This window comes from Leisingera sp. ANG-Vp (assembly GCF_000813725.1).
Taxonomy (GTDB): Bacteria; Pseudomonadota; Alphaproteobacteria; order Rhodobacterales; family Rhodobacteraceae; genus Leisingera.
The window spans coordinates 25960-50019 of record NZ_JWLD01000026.1; the positions used below are offsets into that span (position 1 = coordinate 25960).

The window sequence follows — 24060 nt, forward strand, 5'->3', positions numbered from 1 at the left end:
AAGCCCCCCGCTAGCGGGAGGCGTGGAAGTTGCGGCCAAGCGAGGCAGGTGCGCTGCTTTTGTCCGCAGAAAGGATAACAAGCACAATGATTGTAATCAGATAGGGCGACATTGCCAGATACTCGACCGGAATGGCAACGCCTGCCGCCTGCAGATTGAGCTGCACCACGGTGACGCCGCCGAAGAGATAGGCACCCAAGAGTGCGCGCCAGGGTTTCCAGCTGGCAAAGACCACCAGTGCCAGGGCAATCCAGCCGATGCCGGCGGTCATGCCTTCGGTCCATTGCGGGACGCGGATCAGGCTGATGTAGGCGCCGCCAAGGCCCGCGCAGGCGCCGCCGAACATGATGGCAGCGATGCGGATCCGGATCACCTTGTAGCCGAGCGCATGGGCGGCATCGTGGTTTTCCCCCACTGCCCGCAGCACCAGGCCGATGCGGGAATATTTCAGCACCCACCAGACCGCGGCGGTCAAGGCGATGCCGAAGTAGAGGATGATGTCATGGCCGAAGATAATCGGGCCGACAACGGGCAGGTCGCTCAGGACGGGGATGTGGATGTCCCCCATCTGCGGCGGCTTGATGCCGACATAGGACTGCCCCATCAGTGCCGACAGGCCCAGCCCGAACAGCGTTAGCGACAGTCCCGAGGCCACCTGGTTGGCCTGGGCAAACTGGGTGAGGATGGCAAACAGGATCGACAGCGCCGCGCCGGCAAAGGCGGCAGCGATGAAGCCTAGGAGCGGCGAGCCGCTTTCCACAGCCGTGGCAAAGCCAGCGATGGCGCCGGTGATCATCATCCCCTCAACGCCGAGGTTCAAAACGCCGGACTTCTCGACCACCAGCTCGCCAATTGCCGCCAGCAGAAGCGGGGTCGCCGCCACCATCAGCGAAGCGATGAGCAGGACCGGGTTGATTGCAGAAAGATCCATGTTACGCCACCTCCGGCTTGCCAATTGCGATGCGGAAGTTTGTGAGCAGGTCAAACGCCAGCAGGAAGAACAGCAGCATCCCCTGGAAGACCTGGATCGCCGCGGCGGGCAGCTGCAGGTTCGACTGCGCGATGTCGCCGCCAATATAGGTCAGTGCCATCAGCCCGCCTGCCAGCAGAATGCCGACCGGATGCAGGCGGCCCAGGAAGGCGACGATGATCGCGGTAAAGCCATAACCCACGTTGAAGTCGATGGTGATCTGGCCGGAGGGGCCGGAAACCTCAAACAGCCCGGCAAGCCCTGCCAGAGCGCCGGAGGTGCCCAGGCAGAACAGCACCAGCCGGGTGGGGTTCACGCCGGCAAACTTGGCCGCCCGCGGTGCCTCGCCAGTCAGGCGGATGTGATAGCCGGTCATGTGGCGGTTCAGCAGCACATAGGCAAAGATCACCGCAATCAGCGCCGCCACCACGCCCCAATGCATGCCGGAACCTGCGATCAGCTCGGCGTTATGGGCGCTGTCCCAGGACTGCAGGTTGCGCGAGCCGGGGAAACCGAAGCCCTCCGGGTTCTTCAGCAGGCCCAATGAGACCGAGGCGAGGAACTGCTCGGCGACATAGACCAGCATCAGAGAGACCAGGATCTCATTGGTGCCGAAACGGGTTTTCAGCACCGCAGGGATCATCGCCCAGGCCCAGCCGCCCAGCGCGCCGGCCACCACCATCAGCGGGAAGATCAGAAAGGACACGGCCGGGTAGAAGGCAAGGCCGGCCCCGGCGCCGCAAATGGCGCCCATGATGTACTGGCCCTCGGCGCCGATGTTCCAGATGCCCGCGCGGAAGCCCAGCGACAGGCCGATGGCGATCAGCACCAGCGGCGCGCCTTTGACCAGCAGCTGCGGCCGGTAGTAGAAGGCGAACTCGCCAAACAGCGGCTCCCAGAAAATGGTGCGGATCGCCTCTACCGGCGGTTTGCCGAGTGCTGCGAACAAAAGCCCGCCAAACAGCATCGTCGCCAGCACCGCCACCAGCGGCGTTGCCATCGACCAGGCGCGCGACGGCTGCGGCCGTTTCTCAAGCCGGATCATGAAGCGGCTCCCTGTTTCATCTTTTGATTTATGTTGCGGAGGTCAGACATGCGCCACCTCCATGCCGTGGGCCCCGCCCATCATCAGGCCGATTTCGTCCACGGTCAGGCCCATGGCCTCGCGCGGGGCGCTGAGACGGCCTTCGTTCAGGGCAGCAAAACTGTCGGAGATTTCCATCAGCTCATCCAGATCCTGGCTGATGCAGATCACAGCGGCGCCCTTGGCGGCCAGATCCAGCAGCGACTGGCGGATGGAAGCGGCGGCTGCAGCATCAACGCCCCAGGTCGGCTGGTTCACCACCAGTACGTCGGGGTCCTGCAGCACTTCGCGGCCAATCACGAATTTCTGCAGGTTGCCGCCGGACAGCGACCGCGCCGCATTGCCGGGACCCGGGGTGCGGACGTCAAAAGCCTTGATGATGCGCTCGGCAAACTCCTTGGTCTTGCCCCAGTCGAGAAAGCCGTTCTTCTCCAGCCCCTCGCGCACCGAACCGGTGAGCATGGCGTTTTCCGTCAGGCTCATATCTGGGGCGGCGGCGTGGCCGAGGCGTTCCTCGGGCGCGGCCAGCACTCCCAGATGGCGCCGCGCGGTGGGGCCCAGCTTGCCGATTGGCTGCCCATGCAGTTTCACCGCATCGGCTTCCGTCAGGGTTTCGCCGGACAAAACCCCGAGCAGCTCGTCCTGGCCGTTGCCTGCGACACCGCCGATGCCGAGGATCTCGCCCTTGCGCACGGTCAGATGCACATTCTTGAGCGCCGTGCCAAAGGCCGAAGGCGCAGGCACCGACAGGCCGGAGATATCCATCGCCACATCACCGAACTCGCGGCTCGCGCGCTGCGGCGTCTGCAGGGTGCTGCCCACCATCATCTCGGCCATGTCGCGGGCCGAGGTCTCAGAGGGGGTGCATTCGCCCACGTTCTTGCCCAGGCGCAGGATGGTGGCGTGGTCGCACAGAGTGCGGATTTCCTCAAGCTTGTGCGAGATGTAGAGGATCGAGGTGCCTTCGGAGCGCAGTTTCTGCAGCGTTTCGAACAGGATATCGACTTCCTGCGGGGTCAGAACCGAGGTCGGCTCATCCATGATCAGGAGCTTCGGGTCCTGCAGCAGGCAGCGGATGATCTCAACCCGCTGGCGCTCGCCTGCGGACAGGTCGCCGACGGTGCGAAACGGGTCCAAGGGCAGGCCGTAGGTCTCGGACACCTCGCGGATGCGGGCCGCGAGATCGCGCATCTCGGGCGGGTTCTCCATCCCCAGGGCGATATTCTCGGCCACATTCAGCGCGTCAAACAGCGAGAAATGCTGGAACACCATGGCGATGCCGTCAGCACGGGCCTGGCGCGGCTCGGCGGGGGCAAAGGGCTGGCCGCGCAGCAGCATCTGGCCGCTGTCGGGTTTCACGAGGCCGTAGATCATCTTGACCAGCGTCGATTTCCCGGCGCCGTTTTCGCCGAGGAGCGCATGCACCTCGCCTTCACCGATGTCAAAGGAGACAGTGTCATTGGCCACCACTCCGGGGTAGGCCTTGGTCAGGCCCTGCAGGCTCAGCAATGGTACAGTCACGCGCGTGCGCCCTCTCTCTGTTCGTCTCTTACACCGTGCCGCAGCAGCTGGGCTGCCACGCCGACCGCAATCATTTGCGGATGTTTCCCAAGCTGCGGATCGCCGATCGGGCAGGTGATCCTTGCGATGTGCCCGGGCGCATGCCCCAGGGCGGCAAGACGCGAGCGGAACCGCGCCCATTTGGTCTTGGAGCCGATCAGCCCGGCGAATGCAAAGCGATGACTCAACAGCGCGTGGCATAGCGCCAGATCCAGCGCATGGGAATAGGTCAGCACCAAATGTGCCGCGTTTTCAGGCGCATGGGATACCAGTAACGCTGGGTCAGAAGCCGGGACCGCGGTGAGGGCCGGCGGGATTTCCGACGGGAACCGGTCCGCACCGGTGTCTGCCCAGGTGATCTCCAGATCCGGCAGCGGTGCCAGCACATCGACCAGCGCCCGCCCGACATGGCCTGCGCCCCAGATCCAGACCGGGCTGCAGGGGCGGTGAACCGGCTCGATCATCCAGCCGTCCGCCAGCTGCGGCGCGGGCGCGAGCCCCTGGCTGCGGGCGCTGGCGAGGATGCGTTTCACGGACATCGGTGTTGCTGGCGGCATCGGCGCCGGAGCAGCGGGGCGGGCAATAACCTCGCTGCCCAGTGCCGCCATGTCCGCGGCTTCATAAACTTCGCTCAGCAGCGTGACCGCACCGCCGCAGCACTGGCCCAGGTCCGGGCCCAGCGCATGCGTGCTGAGCCGTTTTGGTTCCGTTTGGCTGCGCGCCGCTTCAGCGGCCTCAAATTCCAGTGTGCCGCCGCCGATGGTGCCGCTTTGGCCATCCTGCCAGACCAGCATTGCGGTGCCCGTCTCGCGCGGGGAGGAGCCGCGGACGGAGGCGATCACCACCCGTACCACGCGGCCATGCCGTGCAACCGCCTCGCGGAGGGTTTGGACGTCAAACCCCATCCCGCACCCTCCGGATTGCGCGCCAGACCTCTTCAGCCGTCGCGGGCGCGTTCAGCGCCGGGTAGGTCTCGCCAAAGGCAGAGACCGCATCGCTGAGGGCCAGCCAGGCGGAGATGCCCAGCATGAAGGGCGGCTCGCCCACTGCCTTGGAGCGGTAGATGGTGTCTTCGCGGTTCTGCCCGTCATAGAGCGCGACGTTGAACACATCGGGCCGGTCGGAGCAGGCGGGAATCTTGTAGGTGGAAGGCGCATGGGTCCTGAGCCGCCCGGCGTCATCCCAGACCAGTTCTTCGGTAGTGAGCCAGCCTGCGCCCTGCACATAGCCGCCTTCGATCTGGCCGGTGTCGAGCGCGGGGTTCAGCGAGGCACCGGCATCATGCAGGATATCGGCGCGCAGGATGCGGTTCTCGCCGGTCAGCGCATCCACCGCCACTTCGGTCACTGCGGCGCCATAGGCGAAGTAATAGAACGGGCGGCCATGGCCCTTGATCCGGTCCCATTCCACTTTGGGGGTCTTGTAGAAACCGGTGGCCGACAGGCTGACACGGCCCTGGTAACAAGCGGCTGCGGCCTGATCGAAGGTCATCTCATCCTGACCGATGCGCACCATTCCGTTCTCAAACACCACATCCGAAGGCCGGGCCTGATGCTGCAGCGCCAGATGTTCGGCCATCCGGGTGCGGATGGTGTCGCAGGCGGCCTGCACCGCCATGCCGTTGAGATCCGAGCCTGAGGACGCCGCCGTGGCCGAGGTATTGGGCACTTTGCCGGTGTCTGTAGCGGTGATCTTTACCTTCTCCAGCGGGACGGCAAAGCGGCTGGCTGCGACCTGCGCCACTTTCTGGAACAGCCCCTGGCCCATTTCGGTGCCGCCGTGGTTCAGATGCACAGAGCCGTCCTGGTAGACATGCACCAGGGCGCCGGCCTGATTGAGGTGGGTAAGGGTAAAGGAAATGCCGAACTTTACCGGGGAAAAGGCGATACCGCGTTTCAGATGTGTCTGCCCTTCATTCCACTTGGAAATCGCCGCCTTGCGGGCTGCATAATCCGAAGAGGCGAGAAGATCTGCTGTTATGCCATGCAGTTCAAAGTCGGTGACTTCCATTCCGTAAGGCGTGGTGTTTTCCGCTTTCGCTTCTGCCGGTGCCGCGTAGTAGTTCCGCCGCCGCAGTTCTGCGGGGTCCATTGCAAGGTCATGGGCAATGTGGTCCATCACCCGCTCTATCCCGACCATGCCCTGCGGGCCGCCAAAGCCGCGGTAGGCGGTGGCGCTTTGCCGGTTGGTGCGCAGGCGGTGGCTTTCGATGCGGATATTGGGGATCAGATAGGCGTTGTCGCTGTGCAGCATGGCGCGGTCGGCAACCGGCAGCGACAGATCCTGCGCCCAGCCGCAATCGGCCAGATGCAGAAACTCGACCCCCTGCAGGCGGCCTTCGTCATCAAAACCGGCGCGGTAGGAGATGCGGAAGGCGTGGCGCTTTCCGGTGATCACCATGTCGTCGTCGCGGTCATAGCGCATCTTGCAGGGCTTGCCGGTCAGCCGCGCCGCAACGGCACAGGCGACAGCCAGTGCATTGCCCTGGCTTTCCTTGCCGCCGAATCCGCCGCCCATGCGTCGGGTCTCGACCCGGACGGCATGCATCGGCAGGCCGATGGCATCCGCTACCTTGTGCTGGATTTCGGTCGGGTGCTGGGTAGAGGAGAAGACATGCATGCCGCCGTCCTCCTGCGGCCAGGCCATTGCTGCCTGGCCTTCGAGATAGAAATGCTCCTGCCCGCCGAGTTCAAACGTGCCCTCAACTGTGCGCGGGGCGGCGCTGATGGCAGCGGCGGCATCGCCTTTCTGATAGATGCGCGGGCCTTCTTCAAACCGGCTGTCTGCAGCCATTGCCGCGTCGAGGGTGAGGAGGGCGGGCTCTTCCTCATAATCCACCTGGCCCTTGCGGGCGGCGACACGGGCGTTCTTGTGGCTGTCGGCCACAACCAGGAACACCGGCTGGCCGACATAGTTGACGGTGCCGGCCGCCAGCAGCGGCTCGTCATGGATTGAAGGCGAGACGTCATTGGAAAACGGCAGCCCCTTGGCGGTCATCACCGCCGCCACGCCGGGGCTGTGCTGCACGCCGGTCAGATGCATGCCGGTGATATGGCCGCGGGCAATGGGGGAGAGGCCAAAGGCCAGATGCAGCGTTCCGGCGGGAGAGGGGATGTCGTCCACATACCGCGCGGCACCGGTCACATGCAGTTCGGCGGCGTCATGGGGGAGGGGTTTGGAGACGCTCATGGGCGGACCCCCAGCACCGAGACCGGCTGGCCGCTCTGCTCGGCGTAATAGCGCCATAGCATGTTGCGCGCGGTTTCCAGCCGGTATTCGGCAGAGGCCCGCATGTCGCTCATCGGGGTGAAGTCCTGATCCAAGGCCGCGGCGGCGGATTGGATCGTGGCCTCGTTCCAGGGCTGGCCGATGAGTGCGGCTTCCACATGGGCTGCGCGCTTGGGGATACCCGCCATGCCGCCGAATGCGATGCGGGCGGCTGCGATCTGGCCGTTTTCAGCCGTCACACTGAAGGCACCGAGCACGGCGGAGATATCCTGGTCAAAACGTTTCGACAGTTTGTAGACCTTCAGCACGTCGGGCTGGCGCGGGAAGCAGACCGCCTCGACAAATTCGCCGGGCTGGCGGTCCTGTTTGCCGTAATCGAGGAAGAAGTCTTCCAGCGGCAGTTCGCGGCGGCTGTTCCCCTTGCGCAGGTGCAGTGTGGCGCCAAGCGTGATCAGGGCAGGCGGTGTGTCGCCGATGGGGGAGCCGTTGGCGATGTTGCCGCCGACGGTGGCGGCAGCGCGCACCTGCTGGGAAGCGAAGCGGCGCAGCATTTCGGCGAGTGAGTGGTGCAGCGGTTCCATTGCGGCGCGCAGGGCGTTCATATCGGCCATGGCACCGATGCGGACGGTGCTGTCCGTGATCTCGATGCCCTTAAGATCCGTGCATCCGTCGAGGAAGATCATCTTCGGCAGATGGCGCAGCTGTTTGGTGACCCAGAGGCCCACATCGGTGGCGCCGGCGATCAGGGTTGCGTCCGGGTGCTCTTGATAGAGATCCGCGAGTTCATCTGCTGACTGCGGCAACAGCGGCTGGATGCCGGGTTCAACCGGGCGGTCGCGGGTGATCCAGTCTGGCACCGGGGCGTCTTGGGCGGCTTCGGCCGCGCGGATGATCGGGGCGTAGCCGGTGCAGCGGCACAGGTTGCCTGCGAGCTGGTCGTCGAAATCGGTGGCGCCGTTGGCATGGGCCGTCACCATCGACATGATGAAACCGGGCGTGCAGAAGCCGCATTGGCTGCCGTGGTGATCCACCATCGCCTGCTGCACCGGGTGCAGGCTGCCGTCCGGGCCAGCGGCGCCCTCGACGGTGCGGACGGATTTACCGTTGAGCTGGGGCAGGAACAGGATGCAGGCGTTCAAGGCCTTGGAACCATGCGCGCCGGTGACCATAACGGTGCAGGCACCGCAATCGCCTTCGTTGCAGCCTTCCTTGGTGCCGGTAAGCCCTCTTTCCTCGCGCAGCCAGTCCAGCAATGTTGCCGACGGATCTGCGTCCGGAATGCGGACTTCTTCACCATTCAGACGAAAGGTGAGTGCCATCTTCCCGATACCGCCGCTTTACCCTGTTGGCCCGAAGTGCCGCCCCCTCGATGCGGCGCAGAGGGGGAAGCGGGCTGAATTATTGCTTGCTGCCAACAGCCTAGGGAGCGGGCCGTTGCCAAAGCAAGGAAAACCGGTGCTGCAGTGCAGTATTCCGCGGCGCAAGAAAATTGCCCACTGTTTGGGTAGGGCATTAATATTTATGCGTTTTATCCGCATCTTTGCGGCAGCTTTACGCGCCATCCGCGAAAGAGTTTCAACAAAATGGATAAAATCAAGGCTTCACCGCAGCGGTTTTGGCGGGTGTTCGGGGCGCAGATCGCCCTTTCACCCTGCCGCGCCAATAATATAGCGTGGCGGCATGACAAGCTCTCCCCGATTCATTCACCTGCGCACCCATACTGAATACTCTCTGCTGGAGGGCGCACTGCGGCTGAAGAAGCTGCCGGACCTGTGCAAGAAACACGAGATGCCCGCAATTGCGGTGACAGACAGCAACAACCTGTTTTCGGCGCTGGAGTTTTCCGTTTCGGCAAGCGGTGCAGGCGTGCAGCCGATCATGGGCTGCCAGGTGGACCTGCGGTTTACCGAACCGGCACCGGGGGAGCGGCCGAAACCGCCCGCACCCTTGGTGCTTCTGGCGCAGAGCGAGGCGGGGTACGAGCATCTGATGAAGCTGAACTCCTGCCTCTACCTGCGGCAGGGGGGCGAGCTGCCTTATGTGACGCTGGAGGAGCTGGAGGCGAATTCCGGCGATGTGATCTGCCTCAGCGGCGGGCCGGACGGGCCGGTTGGACGGCTGCTGCAGATGGGGCAGCGTCCGGCGGCTGAGGCGCTGATGCAGCGGCTGAAGGCGATTTTCCCGGACCGCCTGTATGTGGAGCTGCAGCGCCATCCGGGAGAGCACGGCCAGCCGGAGGCGGAGAAGGCGACCGAGCGCGGCCATGTGGAGATGGCCTATGCCCTGGACCTGCCGCTGGTCGCCACCAATGACGTCTATTTCCCCAACACGGAAATGTACGAGGCCCATGATGCGATGATCTGCATCGCCGAAGGTGCTTATGTCGACCAGGTGGAGCCGCGCCGCCGCCTGACCGCGCAGCATTACTTCAAAAGCCAGGAGGAGATGGTCGCGCTGTTTGCCGACCTGCCCGAGGCGATTGAAAACACCGTGGAAATCGCCAAGCGCTGCGCCTTCATGGCGTACCGGCGCGACCCGATCCTGCCGAAGTTCGCCGATGACGAGGTGGCCGAACTGCGCCGCATCGCCAATGACGGTCTGCAGCGGCGTCTGGCGGTGATCCCGCACGCGGTGAGCGTTGAGGAATACCAGGAACGGCTCGATTTCGAGCTGGGCATCATCGAGGGGATGGGGTTTCCGGGCTACTTCCTGATCGTTGCCGACTTTATCCAATGGGCCAAGGACCACGACATCCCGGTGGGGCCGGGGCGGGGCTCGGGTGCGGGTAGCCTCGTGGCTTATGCGTTGACCATCACCGACCTTGACCCGCTGCGTTATTCGCTGCTGTTTGAACGCTTCCTGAACCCGGAACGGGTTTCGATGCCCGACTTCGACATCGACTTCTGCATGGACCGCCGCGAAGAGGTGATCAAATACGTGCAGGAGAAATACGGCCGCGACAAGGTTGGCCAGATCATCACCTTTGGCGCGCTTCTGTCCAAGGCGGCGGTGCGCGACATGGGGCGGGTTTTGCAGATGCCCTATGGCCAGGTGGACCGGCTGTCCAAGCTGATCCCGGTCGAGGGTGTGAAGCCGATGTCCATCGTGGACTCGCTGAAGGAAGAGCCGCGCCTGCGCGAGGAGGCCGAGAACGAGGAAGTCGTTGATCGCCTTTTGAAATACGGCATGCAGGTGGAGGGGCTGCTGCGCTCTGCCGGTACCCACGCGGCGGGCGTGGTGATCGGCGACCGGCCGCTGGACGCGCTGGTGCCGCTCTACCGCGATCCGCGTTCGGACATGCCGGCCACCCAGTTCAACATGAAATGGGTGGAGCAGGCGGGGCTGGTGAAGTTCGACTTCCTGGGCCTGAAGACGCTGACCGTCATTCAGAACGCGATGGATCTGATTTTCCAGTCTGGCCGCGATCTGCATATCGCCGAGGACGGCACCCAGCTCTATGATCCGCCGGAAGGGGCGGAGAACCAGATCAACGCCATTCCGCTGGACGACAAGGTCACCTACGACCTCTACTCCCGCGCCAAGACCGTGGCGGTGTTCCAGGTGGAATCCACCGGCATGATGGATGCGCTGAAGCGCATGAAGCCCACCTGCATCGAGGACATCGTGGCGCTGGTGGCGCTGTACCGGCCCGGCCCGATGGAGAACATCCCGGTCTACTGCGAGGTGAAGAACGGGATGCGCGAGATCACCTCGGTGCATCCGCTGATCGACCACATCCTGGAGGAAACCCAGGGCATCATCGTCTATCAGGAACAGGTGATGCAGATCGCCCAGGTGATGGCGAACTACACCCTTGGCGGCGCGGACCTGCTGCGCCGGGCGATGGGTAAGAAGATCAAGGAGGCGATGGACGCCGAGCGCCCGAAATTCGAGAAGGGCGCGGCGGAAAACGGCGTCGACAAGAAGAAGGCCTCCGAGGTCTTCGACCTTCTGGAGAAATTCGCCAACTACGGCTTCAACAAGTCCCACGCGGCGGCCTATGCAGTTGTGTCCTATCAGACCGGCTGGCTGAAGGCGAACCACCCGGTGGAGTTCATGGCCGGCGTCATGAACTGCGATATCCATCTGACCGACAAGCTGGCGATCTACTTCGAAGAGGTGAAGAAGGGGCTGAAGCTGAAATACGTGCCGCCCTGCGTCAACCGGTCGATGGCGACGTTCAATGTGGTCAAGGGCGAACTGGTCTATGCGCTGGGCGCGCTGAAAAACGTCGGCGTTGACGTGATGCGGCTGGTGACCGAGGCGCGCAATGAGGATGGCAACGAGCGCGTCTTTGTGAACCTCTTCGACTTTGCCCGCCGGGTGAACCTCAAGAAGGTCGGCAAGCGGCCCTTGGAGATGATGGCGCGGGCCGGGGCCTTTGACCAGCTCGACCAGAATCGCCGCCGGGTGTTTGAAAGTCTTGGCGCGCTGGTGGATTACTCTGCCGCAGTGCATGACCAGCGCGCCTCCAGCCAGGTGTCGCTGTTCGGCGAGGCGGGCGAGGACCTACCGGAGCCGCGCCTGCCGTCGGTGCCGGACTGGCTGCCGGCCGAGCGTCTGTCTGAGGAATTCAAGGCGATTGGCTTTTACCTCTCAGGCCATCCGCTGGACGATTACATGCCCGCGCTCAAGCGCAAGGATGTGATGACGCTGGACGAAGTCACCGCCAAAGCCGAGCGCGGCGCCTGCATTGCCAAGATGGCAGGCGTGGTGGCTGGCCGGCAGGAGCGCAAGTCGGCCCGCGGCAACCGCTTTGCCTTTGCCCAGCTGTCGGACCCCTCCGGCGCCTTTGAGGTGACGCTGTTCTCTGAGGTGCTGGAGAAGTCCCGCGAGTATCTGGAGACCGGCTCCAAGGTGGTGATCACCGCCGAGGCGACGATGGAGAGCGACCAGCTGAAACTGCTGGTGCGCTCGGTTGGTCCGGTGGACAGCGCCATTGCCGATGCCGGGCGCAGTTCCCTGCGGGTCTATGTGAGTGACGCCGCTGCCGTGGGCACCGTGGCTCAGGTGCTGGAGGACGCCAAATCCGCCGCCCGAAATGCGTCCCGCGGCGAGGTCTATATGTACCTGCAGGACCCGGCGCTGCCCGGCGATGTGGAGATGGACCTGGGCCAGGCCTTCCCGATCAACCCGCAGATCAAGGGCGCCCTGAAGTCGCTGGAAGGCGTGCTGGATGTGGAGGAGATCTAGATTTCCCGCACAGATTGACAGCGGAGCTGCGCATTGTTAGCGGTGAAAGCATGAAACAGGTAATGCAGAAACTATTTTGCCACCACGCTCTTTTGCGGGGCAAACACCATTGATGCTTCCGGCATGACTTTGACGACCCTTCGTACTGTCATACCGGAGTAAAAAACTATGAGCATTCCAGAAGTATTGCATGGCCGTGTCTTTGAGGCGGCTGAGTTTGTATCTGTTGATTTCTGCAAAGAAATGATCGCGAAGGCCCAAAGTGTTGGGTTCGAGAAGGCGACGATCAGCACTGAACGTGGAATCGAGGCGGTTCCGGAAATCCGGAACAATGATCGGGTAATCTTTGATGATCCGGGGCTTGCCGATTCCATGTGGTGCAAAATTAAACCTTCCTTCTCCGCGCCGTTCAAAGATTCAGTGGCGGTCCGGCTGAACGAGCGTTTTCGGCTGTACCGCTATCATCCTGGTCAATTTTTTGATTGGCATCAGGATGGTGAGTACTGCAGCGCTGACGGGGCCGTCAGCCGTTTCACCATGATGGTGTATCTTAATGAAGGGTTTGAGGGCGGCGGCACCAGTTTTGCGGATGTGTTCTCGCCATTCCGCTTTTCTGACTTCACAATAAGGCCTGCAACTGGCAAGGCATTGTTCTTTCATCATCAGTTGTCCCACAGGGGCGATCCCGTGCGATCTGGCGTTAAATACGTCTTGCGCACGGATGTGATGTTTGAGGCCGCAGGATAGACCTTAACCTTGAGTAACGGCGCGGAGCGCACCTGGCCTGTGTCAGCCCGTTCGGGAGGGCTGACACAATGGTGAGGCAATACGCTCCGCCGAAGAGTATCTGCAGGCTTGACCGGGATAAACTGCCCCGAACAGCCGTTGAAGTGTCATCCCACGGGCTGTCGCAGGCCCGTTCCTGAGGGGGAGGGTCAGGCCTCCTTCGGCACTGGCAGCTTGGCGACGTCTTTCAGCAGGCGGATGGCCTCTTTCATTTCCAGCCGCAGGGTTTTCACCACCTTTTTCAGCATCCCTTTCACCTTCTTCACGCCGCCCAGGATCGTGGTCAGCTCCTTGATCCAGCCAAAGACGATCTGCAGCACCGAGGCAAAGCGGTTCAGGATCGACAGCGCGGTGTCGAGCACGCCGATCTGCTCCCAGATCTCCTGCACCCAGCCCCAGACCTGGCGGAACATCTCGACGTATTTGCGGACCACGGTTTTCAGCACCCGGACCAGGCGGGAGCGGTCGGTGTTCTTGCGGATTGTGTCGAGGATGCGCTGGCCCAGCTTGATCATGCTCTTCAGCATCTGCTCCACCCGGTCCAGCAGATTGAGCACTGTCTGCCCGGCGGAGGTGACCTGCGAGACTGCCTTCTTGCCGGCGGTTTTGGCGATGGACTTGGCCGCCGAGAGCATCTTCTTCATGAACTTGCGCAGCGGCATCAGCAGCGAGCGGACGCGCTTCCAGACCTTCTTGAGGTAGAAGATCACCCGGGTATGAAGCTTATCGATGCCCTTTTCGACGAATTCCACCGGGTCGTTGGATGGTGCCATGGCTGTGTCCCCCAATCACTTGTCACAAAATACCTGGGTGACAGCCTGCGCGGGGCAAGCGTTTGGATCAAGGAAAACCGTGGGTTTCAGGGGCGGCGTCAGTAATGCGGCGGGCGTTCGTCGGCAAAAACCACTCCGCCGCCGCCCTCCTGCTCGCGGGTGGCTTCGCGCTGCATCAGCATGGCGACACGGCGGGTCAGCACGTCGATCTCCTGCTGCTGTCGGGCGATCACGTCGCTCATCTCCTCCACGCTGCGGGTCAGATGGGCGATTTGCTCTTCCAGATGCTGCATGGGTCAGGCCTTTGGTTGCGGATGCGCTTAGATAGGCGTGTTGGCGGTCAAGGTCCATGGTTTCCGCGTGGAAATGAGGGCTGGGACTGCCTGGGCTGGCGCGAACGCGCCAGCCGGGGGGGCAGGCAGGCGCGGCCCGGCCTTTCGGCCCGGTGAATCTTCGGCATTTGCTTCCTGCGTCATTGCCTCCCGCGGCTCTGTCTTGCCGTTGTGACCTGCTTCCGTTAGACCGCCACGCGAGTGAAACCGCTACCCGTGAGGAGGCCTCAGATGGCCAAAGTGAAGAAACAGCCCCGCCCCAAGGCGCAAACGCCAAAGGGGTTCCGTGACTATTTCGGTGCGGAGGTGACCCAGCGCAGCGAGATGCTGCGGGCCATCGCGGGTGTGTATCATCATTACGGGTTCGAGGCGCTGGAAAGTTCGGCGGTGGAAACCGTTGAAGCGCTGGGCAAGTTCCTGCCCGATGTGGACCGCCCGAACGAAGGCGTGTTTGCCTGGCAGGAGACCGAGGACGACGGCAACGGCGACTGGATGGCGCTGCGCTATGACCTGACGGCGCCTTTGGCACGGGTCTATGCCCAGCACCGCAACGATCTGCCGACGCCCTACCGCCGCTATGCGATGGGACCGGTCTGGCGCAACGAAAAGCCGGGCCCGGGCCGCTTCCGCCAGTTCTATCAGTGCGATGCGGATACCGTGGGTACTGCCTCCATGGCCGCTGATGCCGAAATCTGCGCGATGCTGTCCGACACGCTGGAGACCGTCGGCATCCCGCGCGGCGACTATCTGGTTCGGGTGAACAACCGCAAGGTTCTGAACGGCGTGCTGGAAGCGATGGGGCTTGGCGAGGATCAAGCCGCCAAAGACAACGTGCTGCGCACCATCGACAAGTTCGACAAGGTGGGCGAAAGCGGTGTGCGTGAACTGCTTGGCAAAGGCCGCCTGGATGCCTCTGGCGCATTTATTGATGGCGTTGGCCTGTCGGATGATCAGGCGGCGCCGGTGCTGGCATTCCTCACCTCCAAGGCGGCAGATGCGGCGGGAACCATTGCCAACCTGCGCGCGGCTGTTGGTGACAGCAAGGTGGGCCAGGACGGCATTGCCGAGCTGGAGCAGATCGGTGAGCTGCTGGCTGCGGGCGGCTATGGCAAGGAACGGATCGAGATCGACCCCTCGGTGGTGCGCGGTCTGGGTTACTACACCGGGCCGGTGTTTGAGGCAGAGCTTACTTTCGAGATCCTCGATGAGAAAGGCCGCAAGCGGCAGTTCGGTTCGGTCTCGGGCGGCGGGCGCTATGACGGGCTGGTGAAACGCTTCACCGGGCAGGAAGTGCCTGCGGTGGGTGTCTCGGTCGGTGTCGACCGGCTGCTGGCGGCGCTGCATGCCAAGGGCCGTTTGAGCGCTGAGGCCACTGGCCCCGTGGTCGTCACCGTGATGGACCGCGACCGGATGGCGGACTACCAGGCGATGGTGGCGGAGCTGCGCAATGCGGGCATCCGCGCCGAGGTTTACCTGGGCAATCCGAAAAACTTCGGCAACCAGCTGAAATATGCGGACAAGCGGAATTCCCCGGTCGCCGTGATTGAAGGCGGCGACGAGAAGGCCAATGGCGTGGTGCAGATCAAGGACCTGATCCTGGGCGCCAAGATCGCCGAAAGCGCGACGCTGGAAGAGTGGAAAGAGCGCCCCAGCCAATTTGAAGTGCCGCGCACGGAACTGGTTGCCAAAGTGCGCGAAATCCTGGACGGGCAGGGCTGATCATGGCGCTTCGTTCTGACATTCAGGCCCGCGCAGCAATGCTGCGGGTCCGCTTCGAGGCCGCGGGCGGGCAGGTGGTGGATACGCCTTTGCTGCAGCCGGCGGGCACTTTGCTGGATCTTTACGGCGAGGATATCCGGGCCCGTGCCTATGTGACCACGGACGCACTGCGCGGCGAGCAGATGCTGCGCCCCGACTTCACCGTGCCGGTGGTGGAGGCGCATATGCGCCATGGTGCCGAGCCTGCGCGCTATACCTATTCCGGCGAGGTGTTCCGGCGCCAGGAGATGGACCCTGACCGGCCGAATGAATACCTTCAGGTCGGTTATGAGGTGTTCGAGCGTGATGACGCCGCTGCGGCGGATGCCGAGGTGTTTTCGCTGTTTGCCCTGCAGGTGCGCGGGCTGCCCTTGCGGGCGGCAACCGGTGACATCGGTATTCTGATGGCGGCGGTGCAGGGGCTGAACACCACGGAAAAACGCAAGGCGGCCTTGATGCGCCATATCTGGCGGCCGCGGCGGTTCCGGGCTTTGCTGGACCGGTTCGCAGGTCGGGCAGCGGTGCCGGAAAGCCGCAGGAAACTGCTGGAGACCGAGGGCGATCTGACCGGGTCTGCGGTGGAAATCGGCAAGCGCCGGGCGTCGGAAGTGCAGGCGCGGATTGACGCTTTGCGCGAGGACGCCAAGGCACCTCCTATTGCGGAAAATGAACTGCTGGCGCTGGAGGCTTTGATGGCCGTGCGTGAAACCGTGCCCTATGCCAGCGAGCAGATGCGCGACATCGCGGTGGACCTGCCGCAGATCAACCCGGCGCTGGACCGGCTGGATGCGCGCACCGCGGCGATGAAGGCGCGCGGGGTGGATGTGGAGAACCTTGATTTCGAGGCCTCCTATGGCCGCACCTCGATGGAGTACTACGACGGCTTTGTCTTTGGCTTCTACGCCGAGGCGCGCCCTGATCTGCCGCCCATCGCCAGCGGCGGGCGCTATGATGCGCTGACCCGGCAGCTGGGGGACGGCGAAGAAATTCCGGCTGTTGGCGGCGTGATCCGACCCGACCTGATGCTGCAGCTTGAGGAGGCCCGGGCATGACCTTGAAGCTGGGGGTGCCGTCCAAGGGGCGGCTGATGGAAAAGACCTTTGACTGGTTCGCCAAGCGCGGTGTGACCTTGTCGCGCACCGGCTCCGACCGGGAGTATGCCGGAGCGGTCGAGGGCGTGTCGAACATGGAGCTGGTGCTGCTGTCGGCGGGGGAGATCCCGCGCGAACTGGCAGCCGGCCGCATTCACCTGGGTGTCACCGGCACCGATCTGGTGCAGGAGAAACTGCCGCGGTTCGAACAGCAGGTGGAAGGCCTGGCGGAGATGGGGTTCGGCCATGCCGACCTGATCCTGGCAGTGCCGCAGTTCTGGATCGACGTGGATACGCTGGACGATCTGGATGCGGCGGCTTCGGCCTTCCGCGTGCAGCACGGCCACCGCTTGCGGATCGCCACCAAGTACCACCGGCTGGTGCGGGAGTTCCTGACCGATGCCGGGGTGGCGGACTACCAGCTGGTGGACAGCCAGGGCGCCACTGAGGGCACGGTGAAGAACGAGACTGCTGAAATGGTCGCGGACATCACCTCGACCGGCGAGACGCTGCGCGCCAACCACCTGAAGCTGCTGAGCGACGGTCTGGTGCTGAAGTCGCAGGCAACTCTGTGGCGCAGCCGGGTTGCGAAATACGCAGCGGATGAAAAGGCTGCGCTGAACACGCTGCTGGATCTGCTGGAAGCCCGCAAGTAGCCGGTGCCGCCCGCGCGGCAGCGCGGGCTGGGCCCAACGCGGAGCAAGCATCTGCGATGCGCAGCCTCCGGGGCGGGAGAGCACGTTCTGCAGCCTTGGCGAAGCCCGGTGGAGATTGGCAGGGCGGGGCTCCCGCCCGTCGCTGGAGGCATCAAAGATGCCGCCGCTCCCGTTGGGCCGGCCGCCGGGCTGCGCCCGGCGCAATCAGCGCACGCTTCAAATTCAGGGGAACGGGCCTCAGATCACCCCGATTTCGGCCAGGGCTTGGGACAGCTCCAGGGGCAGCGGGTCTTCCTGGCCTTTGCCGGCCGGCAGATCGGCGGGCGAGTCTTCCGTTTTCAGGTACCGCCAGCCTTGGAAGGGGCGTTTCGGCGCCGTGTGGGTGCGGTGCAGTTCCGGATCCAGAATGATGGCGCAGCGGCGGATGCCGTCTTCGCCCATAACTTCATCCATCCGCAGCACCCGCTGGCGGCATTGGATCAGCCCCTTGATCACCCAGTAGATCGAGCCGCCATTGAGGATTTCCGCTTCGCGCTTGGGCCACATGCGGGTGACATGGCGCGGCAGACCCTCCGGCAGTTCGCGCCGCCGCATCTCCTGCCAGGCCATCAGGCCGTCGACACTTTCAGTGCCCACTGAAAGCTTCACAAGGTTCACGCGCTTATCCACAGGTTCCCCACAGAGTCGTCCATAGTTTCGTCATTATATAGTAGTTTACGGATCCCTGACTTCAAGGTATTGTGTTTATCCACGCTTTTGCTGCAAGAAAGCCTTAACGAATGGCGGATTCGCTGCCGGGGGATCTCCGGTGCAGCGCTTCTGCTGTTTGCGACCCATAGACGCCTAAACGACTCAAAGGACCACGACATGAGCCGCTTTGCCGCCCCCATCGCCGAGCAGATCTGGGATATGAAATACCGTTTCAAGCAGGCCGACGGCACGCCGATCGACGTGACTGTCGAAGACAGCTGGCGGCGGATTGCCCGGGACCTGGCGCGGGCGGAGAGTGATCCGGCGGCCTGGGAAGACAAATTCTTTGGCGCGCTGGAAGATTTCAAATACCTGCCTGCCGGCCGGATCACCGCAGGTGCCGGCACCGCGCGGCAGGTCACCCTGTTCAACTGCTTTGTGATGGGCACGGTGCCGGACAGCATGTCGGGCATTTTCGATATGCTGAAAGAAGCGGCGCTGACCATGCAGCAGGGCGGCGGCATCGGGTATGACTTCTCCACCATTCGGCCGCGCGGCGCCGATGTGAAAGGCGTGGCGGCGGATGCCTCCGGCCCGCTGTCGTTCATGGATGTCTGGGACGCGATGTGCCGCACTATCATGTCGGCAGGCTCGCGCCGCGGCGCAATGATGGCGACCATGCGCTGCGACCACCCGGATATCGAGCAGTTCATCACCGCCAAATCCGACCCGGCGCGCCTGCGGATGTTCAACATGTCGGTGCTGGTCACCGATGATTTCATGGAAGCAGTGAAGGCGGACGGTTCCTGGGAGCTGCAATTCGACGGCAAGGTATATCACACTGTTGAAGCGCGCGATCTGTGGAATAAGATCATGCAGGCGACCTATGATTACGCCGAGCCGGGCGTGATCTTCATCGACCGTATCAACAAGGCCAACAATCTGAGCTACGTTGAAAACATCTGCGCCACCAACCCTTGCGGCGAGCAGCCGCTGCCTCCCTACGGCGCTTGCCTGCTGGGCTCGATCAATATGGCGCGGCTGGTAGCGGATCCGTTTGAGAAGGGCGCGCATCTGGACCAGTCCGCAATGCAGGAGCTGGTCGCCACCGCTGTGCGGATGATGGACAATGTTGTCGATGTGTCGAAATTCCCGCTGGAAGCGCAGGCACAGGAAGCCAAGAACAAGCGCCGGATCGGCCTGGGTGTCACCGGCCTTGCTGATGCGCTGCTGATGCTGGGGCTGGAATACGGCTCCGACGAGGCGGCGCGTCAGACCGACGAGTGGCTGCACGGTATCGCTCGCGCCGCTTATCTGGCGTCGGTGGAGCTTGCCAAGGAGAAGGGCGCCTTCCCGCTGTTTGATGCCGAGGCGTATCTGAACTCCGGAAACATGCTGAACATGGACGACGATGTGCGCGACGCCATCCGCGAGCATGGCATCCGCAACGCGCTGCTGACGTCGATCGCACCGACCGGCACCATCTCTCTCTACGCAGGCAATGTGTCTTCAGGCATCGAGCCGGTGTTTGCCTATGCTTACACCCGCAAGGTTCTGCAGAAAGACGGCTCGCGCACCGAGGAGGAAGTAGTTGACTACGCGGTGCAGATGTACCGCGAGAAATTCGGCGCCGACGCCAAACTGCCTGACTACTTCGTCAACGCCCAGACCCTGTCCCCCGCGGCCCATGTCAAGATGCAGGCGGCGGCGCAGAAGTGGATCGATTCGTCGATCTCCAAGACCATCAACTGCCCGGAAGACATCTCCTTCGATGACTTCAAGGATGTCTACATGCAGGCCTGGGACCAGGGCTGCAAAGGCTGCACCACCTACCGCCCGAACGACGTGACCGGCTCGGTCCTGTCTGTGAGCGAAAGCGCCGACACTGCGCCGGGCGAGACCGCGCAGGCGCCGCATGAGAGCGACAGCGCCGAGGTCGTCTACATGTCCGAGCCGCTGGACCGCCCGCAGTCGCTGGAGGGCCATACCTACAAGCTGAAGTGGCCGGACAGCGAGCACGCGATCTACCTCACCATCAACGACATCATCATCAACGGCCACCGCCGTCCGTTCGAGGTGTTCATCAATTCCAAGAACATGGAGCATTACGCCTGGACGCTGGCGCTGACACGGATGATCTCGGCCGTGTTCCGCCGCGGCGGCGATGTTTCCTTTGTGGTGGAAGAGCTGAAAGCGGTGTTCGACCCGCGCGGCGGTGCCTGGGTGCAGGGCAAATACATCCCCTCGATCCTAGCGGCGATCGGCGGCGTGATCGAGACCCATATGGTCAAGACAGGCTTCCTGGAAGGCGAAGGCATGGGCCTGAAGTCCGATCCGCAGGCGGAGGTGGTGAACCTGAACGCCCCGCGCGGCAAGGCCTGCCCCAGCTGCGGCCAGTTCGACATGCAGATGGTCGAAGGCTGCATGACCTGCCGCAGCTGCGGCCACAGCAAGTGCGGGTGAGCTGTCACTGACAGTTTTTGTGCCGGGCACACCATGCCTTTCCGGAAATCAAACCATCCGGTTTCCAGGCTGAAAAATGAGCCATAAAAACAAGAGCGGAGCACAATGCTCCGCCCTTTGCTGTTCAAGTGCGGACATTGGCCTAAGGTCCTACGTACCGGCTCTTTCTCGCGCAGATAGCGGTTGCCATAGTTTGCTCCTACCGGTGAGAACGGTTCGATCACCCGGGCTCGAACCTCGGCGCTGATTACCCAGGTCTCCTGCATGTGAGCCCGGAGTATGTTCCGAAAAAGCGCGAAGTCAGGGTTGCCGCGATATTGGAACCCGGGGCCTTTCATACCGCAACGGGAAGGTTTGCTTGGGGCCGAAACGCAAAGGATTTGCTGTCATCTGGTGTGTTCAAAGGGGATCGCGGATCGCCTGCCCGCCGTCCTTCGCACTTCTGGCAGAGAAACCATCAATTTCCCATGTTGCGGCCTGTTAGGGCAATTTCATGATGCGGTGCAAGCGTGTTGCCCAGCCCTCTGCCGCAGGGGAATGTAACAAAACACACGCATTCGTAGAGGAACGTTAATTGCGACAACTTCTTGTTCTGTTTTAAGCCTCGGACAAGGGGAACTCCGTGGAGCCGGAGTTCATCAACTCCGAAAGGTGCCGGACGCATGAAACACTAGATCTCAGCTAGCACCGCTTCCGAACCAGGAAGCTCTGCACGCACCGTTGATTTCAATTTGCCAGCGCAATCTGCAGTGGAAGGCCTGCCTGTGGCCGCCCGTGGAGCTGCCTATACTTGACCGGATCACCAAATGCCTGAAAACACGGAATACTCTGTTCACCTGAGCTGGGCGCATGAGGTTTACCGCGCCCTTGGCTGGACGCTGGAAGAGATTGACGCCGCCGAGGCGGCCCACGACCTGCAGCAAAATGGCGCTGTTACGGGCGGCAGTGCCCAGGCGGAACGGCAGGCCGTTGCCGGAACCGTGGCACAGGACATCCATGACAGCTTGCAGGGTGATACAACCGAAACGGACCTGAGCGAACTGGCTGCTGATCTTGCCGAACGCGGCGGGTTTGAGGAGACTGGCGATCATCAGCTGGCAGAACTGCTGGAGCGGCTGCTGGCGCGGGTCCGATCCGAGTTGCAGGCCGAACAGGCACAGGTATCCTCCTTGGAGGAGGGAACGGAGGCAAGACCTGCCTTGGTGCAATCGGCAGCCCGGATCAGCCGCCTGCTGGAAAAGGCGGAGGCCGAAGGCAAGCTGGGCCGTTTCGATCCCGCGCAGGCCACCTTGGCCGAGGCCGAAGCCGCCCTTGGCGATCTGCGGGCGCTGCGCCTGTCGGTGCCGGCGCAGGATGCGCCGGCAGAGCCCGGTCCGGCGGTGCGCGCGCTTTGCGATGATGCGGACAAGGGCGCGTCTGCCTTGAGCGATGCCGGCTTCGGCGGTCCGGCGCGCGCGCTGGCCGCGGCGCGCGACGGCCTGCTTGCAGCACATTGCGCTGATGACGACCCGGCCTGGAAGTCGCTGCAGAAGGAAGCAGCGCTCGCGGTCAAATCGGCGGGCAAGTTCCGCTCCCTGGCGGCCCGGATCGGGGCATTTTGCACCAGCCTCAGCAATGAAGGCCTGGGAGACACCGCAGACAGTCTGCGCGACGATTTGGAAGAGATCCGCAACAGCACTGCGCGCTCGGTCATGGGCAGTTTCGGCGTGCTGGTTCAGCTTGATGCCCAGGCGGCGCAGAAGGACAAGTATGCCAAGCGCCAGGAGTGGACCGAAGCCGAATTCACCGAACGTTCCGAGGCCTTGCGGGATGCATTGAAAACTTTGTTCCGGACCGATGCGGAGGGCAGCATCCTGACCCGCAAAGACGACAGCCGGGTGGAGAAACGGGCCGGTGACGTGGCGGGGCTGGACCATGACGTCTATGTGCAGATCCCGCGCCGCGCGGATAAGAAGATCCCCCGCGCCACAATGGAAGCGCTGCTGGAAACCGTGACTTTCCTGGACGGTCTACGGGACGCAGGCGTGGCAGGGGTGGAAGACATCGCAGCGGAAGAATTGCTCAAGGCCGAAGAGCTTCTGAAAGGTATTCAGGGCCAGACCAGTGAATACGAGCAGATGAAGAAGGGTTTGGCCAAGCTGGCAGAGAAAGTAGCCAAACTGGGAACCGGCAGCACCAAAGGCTATTACATCGAAGAACGCCTGCGCCTGACCGGAGAAATAGAGACGCTGTCCACCGCCTATTTGACCACCAACATCAATCAGGCCCTGCGGCAGCTGACAGAGCTTGAAACCGGCCGCTACAAACCGCTCAAGAAGGATGCTGTGCTGGCGGTTGAAAAGCGCAAGCAGTTCGACAAACACGCGGCCAAGGCGGATCCGTTGTTTGACGGCATTGCCAGAGCCATGGCGGACCTTGGTCATGCGGACGGGCTGCTGCAGTCCCTGGTTGACGCCGGATTGCTGGACAAGGAAGCCACCCGCTACAGCGGCGACCTGAGCCGCGCGCGTGATGAGGCGGTTCGGCTGGCAGATAATGCGGTCACCCACGAAGAGCTGACCGAGGCGGTTCTGAAAATCAGCAGTGTCGTTAGCAATTCCGAGCGGCAGCTGGCTGAACTGAAGGAATACGCAAAAATGAGCGCCGGAGACAGCGGTACCAGTGATGCGCTGGAGACCTATTTCGGCAGAATGATCGAAGACTACAAAACGGGCCGGGACCGCTTCGAGCAGCAGCAGAAAGATGCCAGCGCGTTTGCAGCGGCAATGAAGCCGATGGTGCAGGAGCTGGAGGCGATGCTGCGCGGTAAATTCGATCTGAAACGAGTCCAGGACAAAAGCCGCGGTTTCAAGCGTGCGGATGCCGACAGTGTTGACCATGGCCGGCTGCGGGAGCTGGTGGCCGAGCTGCAGCTGTTGAAGAAGGAAAGCGCAGCCAGCCACAGCCACGCAGAGAACATGGACCGGCTGGCAGCAGTGGGCGAGTCCCTGGCTGCGATCCGCGGCGAGATCACTGGTTTCCGCGAGGACGTGGCCAAAAAGCTGCGCCTTTTCAGTGCCAATTGCACCGCACGGCTGAAACAGGCCGAAACTTATATCAGCGGGCAATTCGCTGCAGCCGTCGCCAAGGAGCAAGGAGACGGGCAGAACGTGCTGGACGCCGCGGCTCTGCAAAGCTTCCTGGACACTGTCGCCGCGCCGCTGGCGCTGGACGGGCTGGACACGCAGGTGGAGGTCATCGCCGATGCCAAGAAGCCGCTGGAAGAGCGCAAGGCGGCGCGTGAAAAAGCGCTGCGCCTGGTGCGGCCGGTTCTGGCTGCGTTGGAAGGCAACCCTGCTGTGAAGCATTACCTTGCGCATCCTTTCAGCCCGCCTCCCAAAGATCTGCGCATGGCGCAGACGGAACTCACCCAGCTTGAACTGCGGCTGCTGCAGCTCGCCTCCTGATACCAGCGAAGCTCCGGCCTTGAAGCCGGA

At 63.0% G+C, this 24060-nt stretch carries 16 protein-coding genes; 7 read left to right on the forward strand and 9 right to left on the reverse strand.

Features of this window, described 5'->3' with window-relative positions; all coding sequences use genetic code 11:
- Positions 1–10: 10 nt before the first annotated feature.
- The 6 genes from RA20_RS10045 to RA20_RS10070 are packed head-to-tail and all read right to left on the reverse strand — an operon-like array spanning position 11 to position 8161.
- Entirely contained in the window at positions 11–931 is a 921-nt protein-coding gene (locus tag RA20_RS10045; protein WP_039127678.1) for an ABC transporter permease, read from the reverse strand.
- A 1-nt stretch (position 932) separates the two neighbouring features.
- Positions 933–2015, reverse strand: a complete 1083-nt coding sequence (locus RA20_RS10050; protein WP_039127681.1) for an ABC transporter permease — start codon at positions 2013–2015, stop codon at positions 933–935.
- Positions 2016–2057: 42 nt separating this feature from the next.
- Entirely contained in the window at positions 2058–3575 is a 1518-nt protein-coding gene (locus tag RA20_RS10055) for an ABC transporter ATP-binding protein (protein ID WP_039127683.1), read from the reverse strand.
- Positions 3572–4519 carry a xanthine dehydrogenase accessory protein XdhC gene (xdhC, locus tag RA20_RS10060; RefSeq protein WP_039127686.1) on the reverse strand — a complete coding sequence of 316 codons (948 nt, stop codon included), beginning with the start codon at positions 4517–4519 and terminating at the stop codon, positions 3572–3574. The genes RA20_RS10055 and xdhC overlap by 4 nt, the downstream gene beginning before the upstream one ends.
- Entirely contained in the window at positions 4509–6803 is a 2295-nt protein-coding gene (gene xdhB, locus RA20_RS10065) for a xanthine dehydrogenase molybdopterin binding subunit (protein ID WP_039127689.1), read from the reverse strand. Before xdhB ends, xdhC begins: the two co-directional genes overlap by 11 nt.
- Positions 6800–8161, reverse strand: a complete 1362-nt coding sequence (locus RA20_RS10070) for a xanthine dehydrogenase small subunit (protein ID WP_039127691.1) — start codon at positions 8159–8161, stop codon at positions 6800–6802. The genes xdhB and RA20_RS10070 overlap by 4 nt, the downstream gene beginning before the upstream one ends.
- 361 nt (positions 8162–8522) lie before the next feature.
- Between RA20_RS10070 and dnaE the strand changes: the two genes are divergently transcribed.
- Complete coding sequence (dnaE, locus tag RA20_RS10075) at positions 8523–12035, forward strand: DNA polymerase III subunit alpha (protein ID WP_039127694.1); 3513 nt, start codon at positions 8523–8525, stop codon at positions 12033–12035.
- A gap of 168 nt (positions 12036–12203) precedes the next feature.
- Positions 12204–12782, forward strand: coding sequence for a 2OG-Fe(II) oxygenase (locus tag RA20_RS10080; RefSeq protein ID WP_052248926.1), 579 nt, complete (start codon positions 12204–12206; stop codon positions 12780–12782).
- A gap of 188 nt (positions 12783–12970) precedes the next feature.
- Here RA20_RS10080 and RA20_RS10085 read toward each other — a convergent pair whose 3' ends face one another.
- Entirely contained in the window at positions 12971–13594 is a 624-nt protein-coding gene (locus RA20_RS10085) for a hypothetical protein (protein WP_039127700.1), read from the reverse strand.
- A 98-nt stretch (positions 13595–13692) separates the two neighbouring features.
- Positions 13693–13887 carry a SlyX family protein gene (locus RA20_RS10090; protein ID WP_039127702.1) on the reverse strand — a complete coding sequence of 65 codons (195 nt, stop codon included), beginning with the start codon at positions 13885–13887 and terminating at the stop codon, positions 13693–13695.
- Between the two features lie 270 nt (positions 13888–14157).
- Here RA20_RS10090 and hisS point away from each other — a divergent pair, with 270 nt between their 5' ends.
- The 3 genes from hisS to hisG are packed head-to-tail and all read left to right on the forward strand — an operon-like array spanning position 14158 to position 17431.
- The gene (hisS, locus tag RA20_RS10095; RefSeq protein WP_039127704.1) at positions 14158–15645 is read left to right on the forward strand and encodes a histidine--tRNA ligase; all 1488 of its coding nucleotides are present in this window, start codon (positions 14158–14160) and stop codon (positions 15643–15645) included.
- Between the two features lie 2 nt (positions 15646–15647).
- The gene (locus RA20_RS10100) at positions 15648–16736 is read left to right on the forward strand and encodes an ATP phosphoribosyltransferase regulatory subunit (protein WP_039127707.1); all 1089 of its coding nucleotides are present in this window, start codon (positions 15648–15650) and stop codon (positions 16734–16736) included.
- On the forward strand, positions 16733–17431 hold the full coding sequence (gene hisG / locus RA20_RS10105; RefSeq protein WP_039127708.1) for an ATP phosphoribosyltransferase: 699 nt from the start codon (positions 16733–16735) through the stop codon (positions 17429–17431). Before RA20_RS10100 ends, hisG begins: the two co-directional genes overlap by 4 nt.
- A gap of 237 nt (positions 17432–17668) precedes the next feature.
- Here the strand turns inward: hisG and RA20_RS10110 are convergent, their stop codons facing one another.
- Complete coding sequence (locus RA20_RS10110; RefSeq protein WP_039127710.1) at positions 17669–18100, reverse strand: DUF1489 family protein; 432 nt, start codon at positions 18098–18100, stop codon at positions 17669–17671.
- A gap of 198 nt (positions 18101–18298) precedes the next feature.
- Between RA20_RS10110 and RA20_RS10115 the strand changes: the two genes are divergently transcribed.
- Both RA20_RS10115 and RA20_RS10120 read left to right on the forward strand, forming a co-directional pair.
- Positions 18299–20584 (forward strand): adenosylcobalamin-dependent ribonucleoside-diphosphate reductase, encoded by a 2286-nt coding sequence (locus RA20_RS10115; RefSeq protein WP_039127713.1) that lies wholly within the window; start codon positions 18299–18301, stop codon positions 20582–20584.
- Positions 20585–21390: 806 nt separating this feature from the next.
- Positions 21391–24030, forward strand: a complete 2640-nt coding sequence (locus tag RA20_RS10120) for a hypothetical protein (RefSeq protein ID WP_039127714.1) — start codon at positions 21391–21393, stop codon at positions 24028–24030.
- Positions 24031–24060 lie beyond the last annotated feature (30 nt).